General features: G+C 71.8%; 17 protein-coding genes. 15 read left to right on the forward strand and 2 right to left on the reverse strand.

The features are described from left to right. Window positions 1-131: 131 nt before the first annotated feature. Window positions 132-350: a DUF397 domain-containing protein gene (locus ACFV4P_RS02770; protein WP_380466545.1), complete on the reverse strand. Its 219-nt coding sequence runs from the start codon at window positions 348-350 to the stop codon at window positions 132-134. Then, complete coding sequence (locus ACFV4P_RS02775) at window positions 347-1,213, reverse strand: helix-turn-helix domain-containing protein (RefSeq protein WP_380466546.1); 867 nt, start codon at window positions 1,211-1,213, stop codon at window positions 347-349. The genes ACFV4P_RS02770 and ACFV4P_RS02775 overlap by 4 nt, the downstream gene beginning before the upstream one ends. Before the next feature lie 429 nt (window positions 1,214-1,642). Between ACFV4P_RS02775 and ACFV4P_RS02780 the strand changes: the two genes are divergently transcribed. The 15 genes from ACFV4P_RS02780 (at window position 1,643) to ACFV4P_RS02850 (ending at window position 15,728) form a co-directional block, all read left to right on the forward strand. Next, complete coding sequence (locus tag ACFV4P_RS02780) at window positions 1,643-2,254, forward strand: ATP-binding protein (protein WP_380466548.1); 612 nt, start codon at window positions 1,643-1,645, stop codon at window positions 2,252-2,254. A 57-nt stretch (window positions 2,255-2,311) separates the two neighbouring features. After that, the gene (locus tag ACFV4P_RS02785; protein WP_380466550.1) at window positions 2,312-2,824 is read left to right on the forward strand and encodes a hypothetical protein; all 513 of its coding nucleotides are present in this window, start codon (window positions 2,312-2,314) and stop codon (window positions 2,822-2,824) included. A gap of 185 nt (window positions 2,825-3,009) precedes the next feature. Next, a complete protein-coding gene (locus ACFV4P_RS02790) occupies window positions 3,010-3,573 on the forward strand; it encodes a DUF5753 domain-containing protein (protein WP_380466552.1) in 564 nt (187 codons plus the stop codon). 186 nt (window positions 3,574-3,759) lie between these two features. Then, entirely contained in the window at window positions 3,760-4,758 is a 999-nt protein-coding gene (locus tag ACFV4P_RS02795) for a thymidylate synthase (RefSeq protein ID WP_380466554.1), read from the forward strand. Continuing rightward, a complete protein-coding gene (locus ACFV4P_RS02800) occupies window positions 4,755-5,300 on the forward strand; it encodes a nucleoside-diphosphate kinase (RefSeq protein ID WP_380466556.1) in 546 nt (181 codons plus the stop codon). Before ACFV4P_RS02795 ends, ACFV4P_RS02800 begins: the two co-directional genes overlap by 4 nt. A 49-nt stretch (window positions 5,301-5,349) precedes the next feature. Continuing rightward, the gene (locus ACFV4P_RS02805) at window positions 5,350-6,540 is read left to right on the forward strand and encodes a radical SAM protein (protein WP_380466558.1); all 1,191 of its coding nucleotides are present in this window, start codon (window positions 5,350-5,352) and stop codon (window positions 6,538-6,540) included. Further along, the gene (locus tag ACFV4P_RS02810) at window positions 6,537-7,169 is read left to right on the forward strand and encodes an exonuclease domain-containing protein (RefSeq protein WP_380466560.1); all 633 of its coding nucleotides are present in this window, start codon (window positions 6,537-6,539) and stop codon (window positions 7,167-7,169) included. Before ACFV4P_RS02805 ends, ACFV4P_RS02810 begins: the two co-directional genes overlap by 4 nt. Further along, the gene (locus ACFV4P_RS02815; protein ID WP_380466561.1) at window positions 7,163-7,777 is read left to right on the forward strand and encodes an AAA family ATPase; all 615 of its coding nucleotides are present in this window, start codon (window positions 7,163-7,165) and stop codon (window positions 7,775-7,777) included. Before ACFV4P_RS02810 ends, ACFV4P_RS02815 begins: the two co-directional genes overlap by 7 nt. Continuing rightward, complete coding sequence (locus ACFV4P_RS02820) at window positions 7,774-8,547, forward strand: aldo/keto reductase (RefSeq protein WP_380466563.1); 774 nt, start codon at window positions 7,774-7,776, stop codon at window positions 8,545-8,547. The genes ACFV4P_RS02815 and ACFV4P_RS02820 overlap by 4 nt, the downstream gene beginning before the upstream one ends. Then, window positions 8,547-9,623, forward strand: a complete 1,077-nt coding sequence (locus tag ACFV4P_RS02825) for a hypothetical protein (RefSeq protein ID WP_380466565.1) — start codon at window positions 8,547-8,549, stop codon at window positions 9,621-9,623. The genes ACFV4P_RS02820 and ACFV4P_RS02825 overlap by 1 nt, the downstream gene beginning before the upstream one ends. Before the next feature lie 116 nt (window positions 9,624-9,739). Beyond that, window positions 9,740-10,240 carry a hypothetical protein gene (locus ACFV4P_RS02830; protein WP_380466567.1) on the forward strand — a complete coding sequence of 167 codons (501 nt, stop codon included), beginning with the start codon at window positions 9,740-9,742 and terminating at the stop codon, window positions 10,238-10,240. Continuing rightward, complete coding sequence (locus ACFV4P_RS02835) at window positions 10,240-10,656, forward strand: hypothetical protein (RefSeq protein ID WP_380466569.1); 417 nt, start codon at window positions 10,240-10,242, stop codon at window positions 10,654-10,656. Before ACFV4P_RS02830 ends, ACFV4P_RS02835 begins: the two co-directional genes overlap by 1 nt. Before the next feature lie 73 nt (window positions 10,657-10,729). Next, window positions 10,730-11,401, forward strand: coding sequence for a hypothetical protein (locus tag ACFV4P_RS02840; protein ID WP_380466571.1), 672 nt, complete (start codon window positions 10,730-10,732; stop codon window positions 11,399-11,401). Window positions 11,402-11,477: 76 nt separating this feature from the next. Then, the gene (locus ACFV4P_RS02845) at window positions 11,478-14,537 is read left to right on the forward strand and encodes a lantibiotic dehydratase (protein WP_380466573.1); all 3,060 of its coding nucleotides are present in this window, start codon (window positions 11,478-11,480) and stop codon (window positions 14,535-14,537) included. Window positions 14,538-14,768: 231 nt separating this feature from the next. Beyond that, window positions 14,769-15,728, forward strand: coding sequence for a hypothetical protein (locus ACFV4P_RS02850; protein ID WP_380466575.1), 960 nt, complete (start codon window positions 14,769-14,771; stop codon window positions 15,726-15,728). The last annotated feature ends 136 nt before the right edge of the window (window positions 15,729-15,864 follow it).

Consider the following 15,864-nt stretch of genomic DNA (forward strand, 5'->3'; position numbering starts at 1 on the left):
GTCGGACAGCTCTGCCGCTGCGCTGCGGCCGGGCCACCGTAGCGCCACCGCCCCGGGCCCGGTAGACGGCCGCCGAAATGCCGACGGCCCGGTACCCACCAGGGGTGCCGGGCCGTGCGGAGGCGTTCGGATCAGACGACCGGAACAAGCTGGTCAGCGGCAACGGCGGCGACGAACGATTCGAACGCGCCCGCGGAGTGGACGTGGGCAGGTCCGTTCGGGTTCTTGCTATCCCGGACGGCCACCTCGCCGACAAGGGACGCGCACTCAACGCAGTCGCCGTTGCCGCCGCTGGAGCTGGACTTCCGCCAGCCGACCTGCAGAGTTGTGGAGTTTCGCACGATGGTCACTTCAGCCTGTCTTTCTGCTCAGTGATGAAGTTGATGGACTGGTCGACGGGCCACGCTTCGGCGGCGATCTCACGGAACGCCCTGTCGAAGACGCTCACTCGCTGCGGATCTTCCACCCACTCGCTGGTCAGCAGACCTTCGAGCAGGACGACATCGAGGTCACTTCCAGGGAAGCCGAGGATGGAGAAGGGGCCGTTCATGCCCTGGTGAACTCCCGTCTCCGAAGGCATCACCTGGATGGTCACGTTCGGGAGGACTGCGAGTTCCTGCAGCTTCTCCAACTGCCCGCGCATGGTTGCTTCTCCACCGACAAGGCTTCGAAGGGCAGTTTCGTGGATGACGGCCCACATCTCCAGTGGATTGGGCTGGGTGAGTACGGCCTGCCGCTCACGACGAACTCGTACCCGAGCCTCGACATCCTCGGGCGACGCGCCTATCGCAAGTCGGTTGATGGCGGCGCGTGCGTAGTCGGCGGTCTGGAGGAGTCCCGGGATGAGCTGCACCTGGAAGGTGCGGAACGAGGTCGCCGAGGACTCCAAACTGATCTGGTCTGCCAACCATGGTGGCAACACATCGAGGTAGTTGAACCACCAACCTCGTTTGTTTCCGTCCCGCGCGACCGCGACGAGTGACTCGCGAAGCTTGTCATCGCACTCGTACGCGCGGGCGATCTTGTCGACATCGGCAGGCTTGGCCGGCGTCTTGGCCAACTCCAACCGCGACAGCTTCGCCGTGGTGATGCCGGTGAGGTGTTCGACAGCCTCCAGGGTGAGGCCGCGACTCTCGCGGATCGTCCGAAGCTGGTTGGCGAGTTGACGCTGCCTCACCGTGAGTTGGCGTGGCCTCGCTGCGGCTGCCGCCATCGACAGCACCCCTTTCTCGCGTCTGGACCCGTCACAGGGTCAGTTTGCCTCCTCCGACGCGCTACTTGCTAGCTGGGTTCGATCCAGTGTGCGAGTTCACTCGCGAGGGATGAGAATTCTCAAATTCGACCGAGTGACTTGAATCTGCGAGTGCTCGACTGTCATCCTCAATGTCACGGATCGCAAGTCGCCGCTTCCGGGCGGTGACCGGCGATCGCCTGGTTGAGCACGCCTCGAACCAGGGCGGGTTCATGCGAGTCGCCAAGTGGCGGCATGCCTTCGAGCCCGTGGTCAGCACTTCGCATGAAGCCGCCCCCGTCCAGCCGCGTCGCCTCCGTCGTGTGGTTGGCGAGCTGGGCGTGCTCTTGGCGGCCTTCGGGTCGTCGCCGGATTCCAGCCGCACCACCTGATCGGCCCGGAGGATCTGCCATGCACGTCATCACCTGCTTCACCGCTGCCGCGCGATACGCCTGTGTCGGCTGGGTTCGTAACACCGTCCTTACCGAGTTGGCGTGCTTGAGCCTGACGGCCAGTCAGCGCGAGGCGATCCGGCTCAGCGTCTCGGAGATCGTCACCAACGCTCTGAACCACGGGATCGGAGGCGAGAGCGACAGTGAGATCCTGCACGTGGAGGCCGCGACGGACCAGACGCGGGGCATGCTGCGCGTCACGGTCATGAACCCCTGCCGCACCCGGACTGCCCCGTCCGCCCTCATGGACGCGGACCTGGACGCGGAGACGGGGCGCGGCCTGTTCATCGTGCAGACGATGGCCGACGAGGTCGGCTGGGAGCTGCGGGCCGGCGAGGGCGGCACCCTGTGGTGCGCTGTCTGGTTCGAACTCGGGGTCGACCTGGCCCAGGGCTCGGTCCCCGCTCGCGTGGCGGAACTGCCTCGCCCGATGCCGCCTGCGGTCGTGCAGAGCGCGCCGGCTCGCCGATCCCCAGTGCGGCGGGTCGCGGGCCGCCTGCGCAGGCCGGTTGTCCGGATCGCCAGCTGGCGCCGCCGGGGCCCGGCCCTCGCCGGCGGTCGGGCCGCCTAACGCACCCCGGCCGCCGTACAGCCGTCAACAACCTAACTGGCAAAGAGAGTCGAAGAGTTGAGCAGCACGGACTTAACCGAGGTGTCGAGCATGGCCGTCACGGCGGGCATGCTCTGGCTGGCCAAGCAGGCCCCTCGCCCGGACGCGGTACAGGCGAAGTGGAGTTCCGGCAGCACCGCGGCGGTGCCCGTCGGAACGGCCTTCGCCTTGGTGCGCGTCACCGACGAACATCTCGGCCGAGCCGCGTTCCACGTGCTGTCCACGCAGGCACCCCAGCGTCTCGGCCCGGTGATCGTCGACCAACGACTCACGCTCGTCGAGTTCCTGGCGAACGTCCGGCCCCCCGTGTGGCAGAGCGCGGGAACCATGCTGCTGGACGGCAGCCAAGAGCCGCTCCGCGACGTGCAGTGCCCGCCGGCCGACCGGGAGGCCGCCGGGCGCCGGTGGCTGAATCCTCCGCGAGCTGCCCCCGGCTGCGCACCCGGCCTGACGGACCCGCTGGACCTCGGCCGAGCCCTCACCGCCGCGCGACTCCAGCTCATTCAGGCGGGTCACCCCTTCACCACCTGACCCGGCCCGACGCCGAGCGCGCCCGCCGGCGTCCACCCCAGAACGTGCGGCGGCCGACCCGTTCGCCGCCGCACACCTCCGCCGATCCTGCACCACGGCGGAAGCGCACAGCGGAGGCCGTCAACGACGGCGGTCTCGCCCACACAAGTCCCTGCCCGCAGGGCCCGGTAGAAGAGGAGAACCACGTGAACCTCGCCACCGCGATGGAGCTGGAGCCGATCCAGACCACCATCCTCGAACTCAACCGCTCCGCCACCCTCATCCAGGCGTACGAGAACGGCCTCGTGCACGGCACCCTCCAGACCGAGCGGTACGCCCGTGCGATCTTCGACGGCTCCCAGGCGCTGTACTCCGCCTCGTCCGAGGACATCGAGGCGGCCCTGCGGGCGAGGCTGGCCCGCAGGGAACTCATCGACGGCGACCGCGAGTTCGAGATCATCCTCACCGAGCAGGCCCTGACCGCGCCCGTCGCGGAGCGGGACGTGATCCGCGAGCAGCTGGCCTACCTGCTGGAGTGCACCGGCCTTCCGGGCATGCGCCTCGGCGTCATCCCCGCGAGCACCGTGCTGATCCAGCCCCACCCGTTCACGATCCTCAACTCCGTCCGGGTCGAACTCGACCACTTCAACGGCCCCTCCACGGTCAACGACCCGGCGGCCGTCAACCGCTTCCGGGACGCCTTCGACCGCCTGCGCAGCATCGCCGCGTTCGGCGACGACGCCCGCGCCCTGATCAGCGGCCTGATCTAGGCCCCGCAACACCCCACCCCCGCGGCGCGCCACACCTCTCCCCGATCCGACGGCCGCCGCGAGGGCACGGGCCGCGCCGCCCTGCGAGTCCGGCGCGGCCCACTCGGCCGCCGCCCGCCAGAAGCGCGGGCGGGCCGTCCCGCAACCTCGAACACCAACCGCTCAACGCGCCTAGGAGGTGCCATCATGCTTGCCGCTCCCCAGTTCCCGACGTTCGAGCGGGCGTACCTGGAAGCCCTGGAACACCTCACGGACCCGTCGTTCGTCAACGCCCCGCGCGGCAACCACAGCCACGAGTGCCTTGGGGCGTCGTTCACCCTGACCGAGCCCCGAGCGCGCTCGCTGTTCCTCCAGCACAGGCCCGTCAACCCGATCTACCACTACGCCGAGGCGCTGTGGTACCTCGCGGGCCGCAACGACCTCGACATGATCGCCTACTACGCGCCGCGCCGCCGCCGGGACTCCGGCGACGGGGCCACGATCGCCGGCTCCGCCTACGGGGTCCGGATCTTCCCGAAGGCCTTCGACCAGGTCCTGGAACTGCTCCGGGCGGAGAAGGACTCCAAGCGCGCCTTCCTGCCGGTGTTCTGGCCGGGATCGCTGGACGACCCCGCCAGCCCGGACGTGCCGTGCCTGATCGGACTCCAGCTCCTCGCCCGCGAGAGCAAGTTGCACATGGTCGCCTACATGCGGGCCAACGACGCCAACCGCGGCCTGCTCGCCGACGTCTTCTCCTTCACCTTCATCCAGGAGTTCGCGGCCCGACAGCTCGGCCTGGAACTCGGCACCTACACCCACCACGTCGGCTCCCTGCACGTGGCGGTCGCCGAACTCCCACGCGTGGAAGCCGTATTGGAGGAGGGCGCGAGCCGGTCCGGCGCGCCGGACCGCTTCGCCCCGGTCTCGATGCCGACGGACACCGACCGGGCGGTGATCCGGCAGGTCCTCGTCCACGAGCAGGTACTACGCACCAACCAGATGCAGTACACGCCGGCCGACCTCGCCCGACTGGGCCTGGACCCGTACTGGCGGCAGGTCGTCCTGCTGTTCGAGGTGCAGCGGCAACTGGTCCACTGCGCCGCCGACCCGGTGGAGGACGAGGTGCTGGCGGCGCTCAGCCCGGCCCACCGCTGGCAGGTGGAGCGGCGCTGGCCCTCCCGGATGCCGCAGCGGGCCGCCGCGTGAACGGCCGCCCGACCGTGGCCGGGGGCGTGGTGGCCGAGGTGGACTGGTCGCGGTTCAGCGTGATCCTCCTCAAGCCGGACTGTGTCCGACGTGGTCTCGTCGGCCGGGTCCTGGACGCGGTCACCGCCAGGACCGGGGTGGACATCGTCCACTCGATGCCGGTGACGGTCCTGCCGTGGCAGATCCACGTCCACTACTGGGACATGCTGGTCGACGCCGACTGGTGGAAGCCCCTGGACGTGGCCGGCTGCCTGGAGCGGGCATACGTCGGCCGGGCCGTTCAGGTCGCCCTCGCCCGCGGCCCGGCTGGCACCCCCGGACTGCTCCGCAACGCACTCGGGCACTTCGACCCGCAGCAGGCCGACCCGGGCACGATCCGCGGCGACTTCGGCACCGACAGCCTGACCGCGGCCCGTGCGGACGGCCGGCTGGTGGAGAACCTGATCCACACCAGCGACGCCCCGGTCGTCGTGGCACGGGACTTCGGTACCTGGTTCGGCGCCGACCGCCGCGACCTCCTCACCACCCAGGCCGCCGCCTGAAACTCAAGCACCTCCCTCCCGCACCAACCGCCCTTAAGGAGAGAGCACCTTGACCACCACTCCCCGCATCCGCCGCCCGCTCCCGGTCCTCAACCCGGAGCAGATCGGCGCGCTGAAGCCCGAGTTGGCCGACCCGATCGAGTACCGCAAGTCCGGCCTGTCGCTGAACCACATCATCGGCTGCCCGCTGGAGTGCGGATACTGCGTGCGGCACCTGTTCGACAACTTCGAGCTGAAGACCCCGCGCGCCCTGATGAGCGACGAGGAAGCCGTCGAACTCCTCACCGGCCACCCGTACTTCCGGCCGCACATCACCCCCCTCCAGCTGTTCAACCGCGCCACCGATCCGATGCTGCCCGTCGTCAAGCCCCACACCTTCGAGGTACTTCGGCGCCTGGACGACAAGGGCCTGCGCAACCACGTTCTGGTGATCACCCGCTGGCGGGTCACCGAGGAGGACTGTGCCGTCCTCAACTCGTTCACCAACATCAAGCTGACCGTGCTGGTCACGCACTCCGGCATCGACCACCCCGGCATCGAGCCGGTGGACTCCCGCATCGCGGCGACGAGCCTCAAGACCCTGTTCGAGCACGCCGAGAGCTACCGCACGGTCCTGTACTGGCGACCGATCGTGCCGGGCCTCAACGACTCCGACGAGCACATCGCCCGCGCCCTGGAACTCTCCCAGCACGCGCACGCCACCGTGTTCACCGGCCTGTTCTTCCGCGACGAGATCGCCGCCTACTACCGCGAGAACGGCCTGCCCGAGCCGTACGAGGACACCGCCCGCCGCAAGATCATGCCCGAGCTGTCCGAGAAGCGGATCCTCGCGGCCTTCCACCGCCCGCAGGACAGCGCCGCCCCGTGGGGCCCGCTGTTCCGCAAGACCAGCTGCGCCGTCGCCCACGCCCACGGAGAGGCCGACTACAACGGGCACTACGGCATCCGGGAGCTGTGCGACATCTGCCCGGTGGCGCAGCTGGGCCTGTGCCGAGACGCCTGGAGGGCACCGGAGTTGGGCGCCGTCGAGACCGCCGCCCGGGAGCTCGGCGCGGTGGCCGCGGTCGAGATCACGGAGCGGGCCATCATCGTCGAGGGCCTGGACGAGCCGCCTCGCTACTTCCTGCAGCACGGCTTCGGCTTCCAGGTCCACGACCGGACCAAGCCGCACCACCACGGCCGGCACGGGCGAGCCGAGATCGGCTGGTCCGGACAGGCCGCCCAGGGAGAGACGCCGTGACCACCACCCCGAACCCCGCCATCGACGCCCGGACCGCCGACTGGCCGCTGCTGCTCGTCGTGGACGTCGAGGGCAACGGGCAGACCCCGCCGGACCTCGTCGAGATCGCCGCCGTCCCCGTGGCCGGCGGCCGGGCCCGGCTCGACTCGGTCAGGACCACCCTGATCCGGCCGCCGCGCCCGATCACCCCGTTCGCCACCCGGGTCCACCAGCTCACCGACCGGGATGTCGCCGGGGCCCCGTCCTGGGAGGACATCGCCCCCAAGGTGAAGGCGGACCTCGATGGGGCGTGGATCGTCGCGCACAACGCCTCCACCGAGTACTCGGTCCTCACCCGGCACCTGCCGACCTGGAAGCCCGCCGGGGTGATCGACACCCTGCGCCTGGCCCGCACCCTGGTCCCGGACGCCCCCGGCCACGGCCTGGACAAGCTCATCGTCCACCTCGGCCTGGACCTCACCGGCATCACCGGCCAGCGCCACCGCGCCGCCTACGACGCCCAGGTCACCGCCCGGCTGCTGCTCACCCTCGCCGCCGGCATGACCTTCACCGAACTGCGCGCAACGGCCGTGCCCCCGAACATGCCCGGCACCCCCGAACCCGCCCAAGAGGAGCAGACCCTGTGGTAGCCAACCCGCCCGTCGTGATCGGAATCGCCGGCACCCACTCCACCGGCAAGACCACCCTCGCCAAGCGCATCGAGATGGAGCTGCGGGCTGCGGGCCTCAACGTCGCCCGCACCTCCGGCCTGGCCCGGCGCGCCGCCGAACTCGGCTTCCCCAAGATGCTCCGCCACACCGTCACCTCCACCGAGTGGATCATCACGGCGGGAAGCGCCGACACCCTGGCCGCCGGCATCGACGCCGACGTGGTCATCGTCGACCGCACCCCCCACGACGCACTCGCCTACCTGCACGCCGCGATGGAGCTGCGCCGCGAACAGCCGGTCGACGACGAGCTGCACATCCTCAGCGCCATCGCCGACCTCCACACCCGCGAGCACGCCCTGCTGCTGGCCACCGTCCTCGACCCCGACATCCCGCTCGGCGAACACCCCCGCAAGGACCCCGCCTACACCGACACCGCCTTCCGGGCCGCAGTCGACTGGCACCTGCACAGCCTCCTTTCCGAGAGCTCCTTCCAGCGCCGGCTGCGCGCCGTCACCTACGAGCAGCACGACGCCGCCGTGCAAACCGCCGTCGCCACCGTTCACACGCGCCTGGCGGTGGCCTCGTGACCGGCTCCCGCCCCGGCGGCACCCTCACCCTCGCCGGAGTCACCGTCGCCCGCCTCGGCCTGGGCACGATGCGCCTGACCGGACCCGGCACCTGGGACGACCCGACCGACCGGGTTGGCGCGGTGCGCCTGCTCCGGCACGCCGTCGACTCCGGCATCAACCACATCGACACCGCCGACGCCTACGGCCCCCACACCGTCGAAGACCTCATCCGCTGGGCCCTCCACCCCTACAGCGACGACCTGCTCATCGCGACCAAGGTCGGCATGGTCCGCCCCGCCCCGAACGTGTGGCACCCCCTCGGCCGCCCCGAATACCTGCGCGCCGCCGTCGAAGCCTCCCTGCGCCGCCTCGCAGTGGAGCGCATCGGCCTGTGCTACCTGCACCGCGTCGACCCCACCGTCCTGCTCGCCGACCAGGTCGGCACCCTCGCCGAACTCCAGCAAGAAGGCAAGATCGGCGCCATCGGCCTCTCCAAGGTCACCGTCGACCAGATCGAGCAGGCCCGCGCCACCATCCCCATCGACGCCGTGCAGAACGTCCTCAACCTGGACGAACCCGACGACCCCGCCCTGGAACACTGCCACGACCTCGGCATCCCCTACATCCCCTACCGCCCCCTGAACGCCGGACGCCACACCGGGCCGGACGGCGCGGCCAAGGCACTGCGCCACCTCCTCGACCGCGGCCCCCACGTCGCCCCGATCCCCGGCACCAGCAACCGCGGCCACCTCGACGAACTGATCGCCGCCGTCACCCAGGAGACCTGATGCGCCTCGGCTACAGCCACTGGGGCTTCCTCGGCGACGGCATCGCCGACACCCCCGACGGCGGCCGGTCCTGGCGGACCACCATGCTCAACACCCTCGCCACCGACCACCAACCCGTCCTCCTCCAACCCAACCGCGACCTCGCCGAAGCCGGCCACGACGTGCCCGGCCCCTACACCTGGCACCAGGGCCTGCCCGACCTCGACGCCCTGTTCCTGGAATGGCGCTGGCCGCTGCCCGGCCGCAACATCACCGCCTGCGGCACCCCCGGCCACACCTGCGACCTCCACCGCCAACAAGAACTCCTCGACCACTACACCGCACGCGGCGTGCCGACCCTGATCTGGGACCTCGACCGGACTCTCGCCGCCGACGACCCGCTGCGTACCAACCCGACCGTGCGGGTCCTCGACCCCGCCGGGCACCCGCCTCCCGGCGCGCGGACCCTGCGGGTGCCCGTGGCCGACCACGTCCTCGACACCGCCGACCCCGAACAACTCGCCAGCGGCCGCCGCCCATGGGCGCTCGGCTATGTCGGCAACCAGTACGGCCGCGACGAGCACTTCGACCGCTTCTTCGCGCCCGCCGCCCACGACCACCTGCACCAGGTCATCGGGAAGTGGACCGACACCGACCGTTGGCCCCACGTCGTGTTCGCCGGCCGCCGCCCGTTCGCCGCCGCCCAGCAGCTCCACTGCCGCGCGGTGACAACGGTGCTGCTCGCCCCACCCCGCTACGCCGACACCGGGGCGATCTCCCAACGGCTGCCCGAGGCGGTGCTCGCCGGATGCCTGCCGCTAGGCCCCACCGACATCGCCACCATCGACCGGTTCCTCCCGAGCGAACTGCTGATCAGCGACGGCCGCGCCGCCAGCAGGCTGATCGACAGACTCCAGAGCACCACCGACCGCCGCCGGGCGGACCTGATCGGCAAGTGCATCCGTCGACTGGACCCGTTCCGCGCCTCGCAACAACTCGCCGTCATCAACGCCGCCCTGGCCGACATCGGCAGCCCGGCCCCGGGCATCGCGCCGACCAGGCCGTCGACCAACGCCTCCGGGCCCATAACGACCTGACCGCCAGGTAGCGCGACCCCCCTTCACCGACACACCCGCTTCCCGTGCGGGCCCAGCCGTGATCCGGCCATCCGGCCATCCACACCGCACTTGATCCACTCCAAGGACCCGACGACATGAACACCCTGACCGTGCTCGGCGATCAAGCGGCCGACACCGTCGCCCTGACCCGAATACCGGTACTGCTCCTCGCGGACGAGCCCGGACCGGCGACGATCACCGCGTCCATCGACGGCACCCCGCGTCGCTACACCTCCACCACCGTCACCTACGAGGCAGGCCTGCGGTGCGAGGTCCACGCGCCGGGCGGTCCCAGCCCGGAGGAAGCGGTTCGGTGGGCGCTCCCCGGCGGCGACCGTGTCGCACGGGCCTACCTGGCCACCCCCGGTCAGCTCACCCCCGGCGTCGAGGTCCGCCACGACGGGCTCATGGCCCGCGCCTGCGCGTGGAACGGCCGGACTCTGCTGACGGTCACCCCCGACCGACGTGGTGAAGGACGGATGCCGGCACTGCGCCTGGTCGGCGCGGAGTCCCTGGCCGAGTCGCGCCCCGGCCACCTGGTGCTGTTCCTGGCCGACGCCGAACCGGTCGCGCCCGGCGGACGGGAGGCCTGCTGATGCTGCTGCCCGACGCGGTCGCGCCGTATCACCTGACGGTGCAGGGCCTCGCCGAGTTCACCCGGGGAGGCCGCCCCGCGCTGCCGACCGCTGACGACGGCAACGGCTGGGTGGACGGCCTGTGCTGGCTCTACTGCGGGCAGTGGACCCGAATCATGTGGATCGGCCCCGTCACCGTCGCCGGCGCCACCGCGCCCATGTACGCGTGCGCCGACTGCATCCGGAGGCTCAACGACCTGGTGTGGGCTCACCTGCTGCGCCGCGAGGCAGAAAACATCAGGGCGAAGACGCCGGCACTGGCGGTCGACGGGCCGCCGGTGCCGGACACGCCGAGCGGTTCTCGGTGTCCTGCCAGTCGGCGGCGCTTCGCTCTTGACCGCTGGCGACGCCGAGGCCTCCACCGGGCTGGGCGGTGACCGCGTGATACCTCACCCCTCGGGTTCCCAGTTCCTGGCCCCGCCCGGCAGAGCCCGGCCCGAGCGATCCCCGGTGCCGCTCAGCCAGCGGACCTGGAAGTTCCTGCGTAGACGCGGCAGTTCGAGTCCGAGCCCGGACGCGGTCCTCTTCGACGCGGCGGTGTTGGTGGACTCCAGCGCCGCCCCGGCGGCCGGCGACCGGGCGGCGGACCTGGTGCCGGGCACGATCGCCCGCCACGCCTTCCAGCACCCCTCTCACGAAGCGGCGCTGCTGGGCCTGATCACGGAGCGGAAGTGGGTGGACGGTGTGCGTCGGCGTTTGGCAGAGGAGGTCGGCACCGTGCCCGCGAGCGCGGCGGTGCGCGCGTGGCGGGCCGAGCGGGGGCATCTGAACGGCGCGGTGGCCGACGTGGTGCGGCGGGTGCAGGACAGCGGTGTGCGGTGCGCGGTGCTCGCCAACGCGACCGATTCCCTGCACACGGTCCTGAACGCGCACCGGCTCAACGTCGAGGCCTTCCCGTCCGCCGAACTGGCCGTCACGATGCCGAGCCCGCTCGCCTTCGTCGCCGTGGCCGACCGCATGGGCCTGCACCCGGAGCACATGTTCTTCGCCGCCGCCCAGCCGGTCGCCGTGACCGGTGCGCGCGCCGCCGGCATGGAGGCGGGCTCGGCCGCGCAGCCGTCGAAGCTGCGCGCACGCCTCGCCGACCTTGGCATCCCTGTACGGGTGCTGGCAGCGGCCTGACGCCCGAGTCCTCCGAACCCCGTTCCGTCCTCGTTCCTTCCACCTGTCCGCCCCGTCGATCCCAGAGGTGAACACCGTGTACCGCATTGCCGGCCCGGCCCTTGTCCGTGCCGCGTCCCTGCCCGCCCACAGCGTGCCGAAGTGGTGGCCGGGCCTCGCCGACGAGGGAACCGGCGCCGTCGAGACGTGGCGGCGGTGGCTCGCCCACGTCGCAGTGCCCGAGTTCAGGGAGGTCCTGGAATCCACCGGCTCCGGCGGCGCGATGCTGGCGCAGCGGGTGTCAGAGGCGGTCGATGGCGCGGAGATCTCCACTCCTGCGCTGCGGAATCTGGTCGAGAAGGTGATGATCCACGTCCTGGCGCGCACTCGGCCGACGCCGACCGGCCTGCTGGCAGGGGTGGGCGTCGCACGGTTCGGCGACGTCCCGGTAGCTCCCCGGTGGGGCGCGGGCCAGGTCGTGATCCGGCCGGACACACGATGGCTCGCCGGGATGCTGGATGAGGTGGAGACGCTGGTCGGCGACGAACTGCCGGTGGTGGCCGACCCGCTGCGGGTGCGGCGCGGCGGCCGGGTCGTGCCGGCGGACCGGGACGGCGGCACGGAAGGATCCGTCAGGGCCACCGGCCCGGTCCTCGCGGCGCTGAACGCCGCCGGTGCGGGGGCGGCGTACACGCTCGCCGAGCTGACCGGGCACCTGACTCGGGAATTCAAGCACCTGGACACGGGCGAGGCCCGCCGACTGGTGGGGGAGCTACTGACAGCCGGGCTGCTGACCAGCGCGCTGCGGCCGCCGATGACCGTCGTGGATCCTCTGCGACACGTCCTGGCAGTCGCTGCCGAGACCGGCGCGGACCGCGCGCCCGCCGCCGAACCGCTCTTCGCGGAACTCCGCTACATCGCGCAGGAGATGGACACCCACAACCAGGCGGCCAGCCCGACGATGCGCCGCGTGGTGCGCGGACAGCTCACCGCGCGGAAGGCGGCGCGCGGCGTCACCGGCCCGATGCTGACGATGGACCTGCGCATCGACGCCGGGCCGCTGGCGCTTCCCGCCGGAGTGACGACGCTGATCACCGACGCGGCCGACGCCCTGGTACGACTGTCACCGAACCCCGACGGAGACCCGGTGTGGGCGGACTACCGGCGCCGCTTCCTCGACAACTGGGGACCGGGGACGGTGGTGCCGCTGCTGGAGCTGGTGAGCGCCGACACCGGACTCGGCTTCCCCGCCGGCTACCGCGGGTCAGTACTGCCGGACGCGACGGCCGGGCCGTTCGGAGACAGGGACGCCAGGCTGCTGGCGCTGGCGCAGGAAGCCGCTGTGCGGGGCCTGACGGAGATCCGCCTCGACGGTCCGCTGATCAGCACGATCATGCCCCTGCCGGCGGCCGAAACGATGCCGCCGCACCTGGAGCTGACGGTCCGCCTGGTCGCAGCCGGGCCGCCCGGGCGGCACGGAGCACCAGAACGGTACGGGGTGGTTGTTGACGCCCAGCCGAGGCCGTCCGGGACGACAGTCGGACGGTTCCTGCACCTGCTGGACCCGGGGGATCGCGCCGAGGTAGAAGCGGCGCTGCGCGGCGCGCCCCCGGCCCGGGCCGACGCCCGGGTGGTACAGGTGTCCGCTCCGCCCCTGCACACCCGCGCGGCCAACGCGGCCCGCGTCCCGGCGCTGCTGCCCGTCCTCGCGGTGGGCGAGCACCCGCAGCCCGGGGTGGACACGGTGGACGCGGGCGGGATCGGGGTGTGCGCGGACGAACAGCGCATGTGGCTGGTGTCGCTGGCCGACGGCCGCCCGATCGAGGCGCGAGTCCTGACGGCGGTGGGCCTGCGATCGAGCGCCCGGCCGATGGTCCGGTTCCTCGCCGAGATCGGCACGGCGTTCCACCGGTGGCCGGCTGCCTTCCACTGGGGCATCGCCGCGTCCGGCCTGCCTGTGCTGCCCCGTGTGGTGCACGGCCGGGCCGTGCTGTCGCCGGCGCGGTGGAACCTGACCGCCGCGGACCTCCCGGGCCCGGACACACCGTGGGAGGCGTGGAAGTCGGCTGCCCGTACGTGGCTCGACCGCTACCGCGTCCCCGGCCGCGTCCACCTGTCGCACCACGGCACGAGGCTTCCGCTGGACCTGTCGGTGCCCGACCACCTGCTGCTGCTGCGCAACCACCTGGCGTACGGCAACCGGGCGACCCTGATCGAAGCCCCCACCCCGGCCGACAACGAGTGGTGCGGCGGCCGCACAGTGGAGATCACCGCGCAGCTCCACACCACCCGCGAGCCGCTGCCTGCAGCCCGCCGCCCGGCGCGGGAGAGCGGCAGCCGCGACTGGCAGCTGCCCGGCATGTCCTCCGTCCTGGTCGCCCGCCTGCACGGAAACCCGCACCGGGCGAACGAAGTCCTCACCCGCACAGCCGAACTGACGGAGAGCCCGGCCCGCCCGGCGACGTGGTGGTTCGACCGCGCCGCCGCCCCGGAACCGCACCTGAACCTCTACCTGCTGCTGCCCGACCCGTCCGCCTGGACGGACGCCGCCGAGCGAATCGGGGAGTGGGCCCGCACGCTGCGACTCGAAGGCCTGCTGACCCGCATCGCCTTCGACACCTACCGCCCCCACCTCGGACAGTTCGGACGCGGCGCGGCGCTCGGCGCCGCACAGCACGTCTTCGCAGCCGACTCCCGCGCCGTCCGCGCCCAACTCGCTTACCAGCACGCCGAACAGGCCGAGCCCGCCGCAGTCACAGCGGCAAGCATGCTGCGCCTGGCCACCGCACTGCTCGGCCCCGCCGACGGGCGCTCCTGGCTGCTGGAGCACCTGTCGGACACCCGCATGCCCGTCCCCCGCGCCGTGCGGACCAACGCCGTCGAACTCGCCGGCCAGACCGCCGTGTTGAGTACCCCCGGGGAGGGCTACGTGCTCGCCCAGGCGTGGCAGCGCCGCGCCCAAGCCCTCACCGCGTACCGTGCCGCGCTGCTGCGAGCCGACGGTCCCGAACCGGGCCGCGTGGTGGCCACGCTGCTGGACGACCACTTCGCACGCGTCGGCGGCGACCGGGCAGCCGACGGCCGCACCGTCCAGTGGCTCACCCGACTGTGTGCAGAATCCCTCAACCCCACTGCCGTGGAACACCGCTCCCGTTGATCGGCCTTCCCAAGCGCCCTGCACCACCGCCTCCCCGAAGAGGACCGGCGACGACTGGAGCTGGCCGCGCGGGTCACTGCCTCCGACGTCGCCGCCGGCAGGGCCGCTCCGTGGTCGCCGCAGTGAGCGCGCCGCCCGGCCCGTCACGGGCCCGCGCGCCCCCGCAGGCCGGACACGGCGCAACCCCCGGCGCGCCGCCCACCCCATACCCGCCACAGAGAGGCATCCCGCATGTCCACCACACCCACGGCCGTCACGGACGAGCCCCACGACCCCGACGACGTCATCGAGCACGTCAATGCGAACATCCAGCACGGCTGGAAGCTCAACCAGTTCTTGGAGTGGATCGACCGGCGCGCCCACGAGACCGGCATCCGTCCGCACCTGCTGACGCTGCAAGAGCTCCAGGAAGACCAGGCGGCGATGGTCGCCGAACGCCTCGGCCTGGCCTTCGTGGAGGCCCCCAACGTCCGCCCCGGCTCCCGCAACGCCCTGCTCTACGACGCCGCCGTGTTCCAGCCCGACCCCGGGTGGACGCCCTACCCGCCGGAGATCCGGCACCGCCCCGCCACCGCGAGGCTCCACCTCATCGATCCCGCCACCGGCGCCCTCAGCAGGCGCAAGCTGTCGGTCGCCTCAATCCACCTCGACTTCGGCAACCCCTCGGCCCGCGGCGACCAGCTCAGGTGGCTGCTGTCGAACATGGTCCACGACGGCCGACTGGGCTTCGTGGCCGGCGACTTCAACTCCTGGCCCGAGTGGGGCTGCCCGCTCACCCTGGACAACGTAGAGGACCGCGCCTACGCGCTGAACCGCTCGATCCTCGACCCCGACGGCACGATGCGGCCCGACGACCAGGCCGACCGGCTCATGGCGTACCGCCACATGGTGGACGTCGGCCGGTACGCGGCGACCGTGCTCGGGCAGACGGGCGCCGACCGGGCCACCACCGGACACGGGCCCGACAAGATCCGTCAACTCGTCCCCGACGCGGACCTGCCGCCCGGCGGGATCGGCCCGATCGACCGGACCCACGTCTCCGACGAACTCCCCGACGCGCTCATCAGCTCCGAGACCCCGACCAGCCCCGAGGTGCAGGCGTTTTCCGATCACGCACCCCAGATCACCCGCTGGGGCCGCCACGGGCTGTGGGTCGTGATGAACCGGCCCGTCGTCGTCTTCCGCCACTGACCGAACGGGTGCCGTCCCGGCCCGGCCGGGACGGCACCCCCCATACCGGCCGCAGCCGCGGCCCAGCAGCTCCGGCCCGTTGACGTCCCGCGCACCCGGGCCCGGCGCGGGCCCGGCACTACCTGAGTCGAAAGTC

It is taken from the genome of Kitasatospora sp. NPDC059795, from assembly GCF_042732175.1.
Lineage (GTDB): Bacteria > Actinomycetota > Actinomycetes > Streptomycetales > Streptomycetaceae > Kitasatospora.

Bases quoted from the DNA above. Each gene is read 5' to 3' on its own strand.
- ACFV4P_RS02775 (WP_380466546.1), bottom strand. From the start codon at position 1,213: ATGGCGGCAGCCGCAGCGAGGCCACGCCAACTCACGGTGAGGCAGCGT.
- ACFV4P_RS02795 (WP_380466554.1), top strand. From the start codon at position 3,760: ATGCTTGCCGCTCCCCAGTTCCCGACGTTCGAGCGGGCGTACCTGGAA.
- ACFV4P_RS02825 (WP_380466565.1), top strand. From the start codon at position 8,547: ATGCGCCTCGGCTACAGCCACTGGGGCTTCCTCGGCGACGGCATCGCC.
- ACFV4P_RS02830 (WP_380466567.1), top strand. From the start codon at position 9,740: ATGAACACCCTGACCGTGCTCGGCGATCAAGCGGCCGACACCGTCGCC.
- ACFV4P_RS02850 (WP_380466575.1), top strand. From the start codon at position 14,769: ATGTCCACCACACCCACGGCCGTCACGGACGAGCCCCACGACCCCGAC.
- ACFV4P_RS02835 (WP_380466569.1), top strand. From the start codon at position 10,240: ATGCTGCTGCCCGACGCGGTCGCGCCGTATCACCTGACGGTGCAGGGC.
- ACFV4P_RS02780 (WP_380466548.1), top strand. From the start codon at position 1,643: ATGCACGTCATCACCTGCTTCACCGCTGCCGCGCGATACGCCTGTGTC.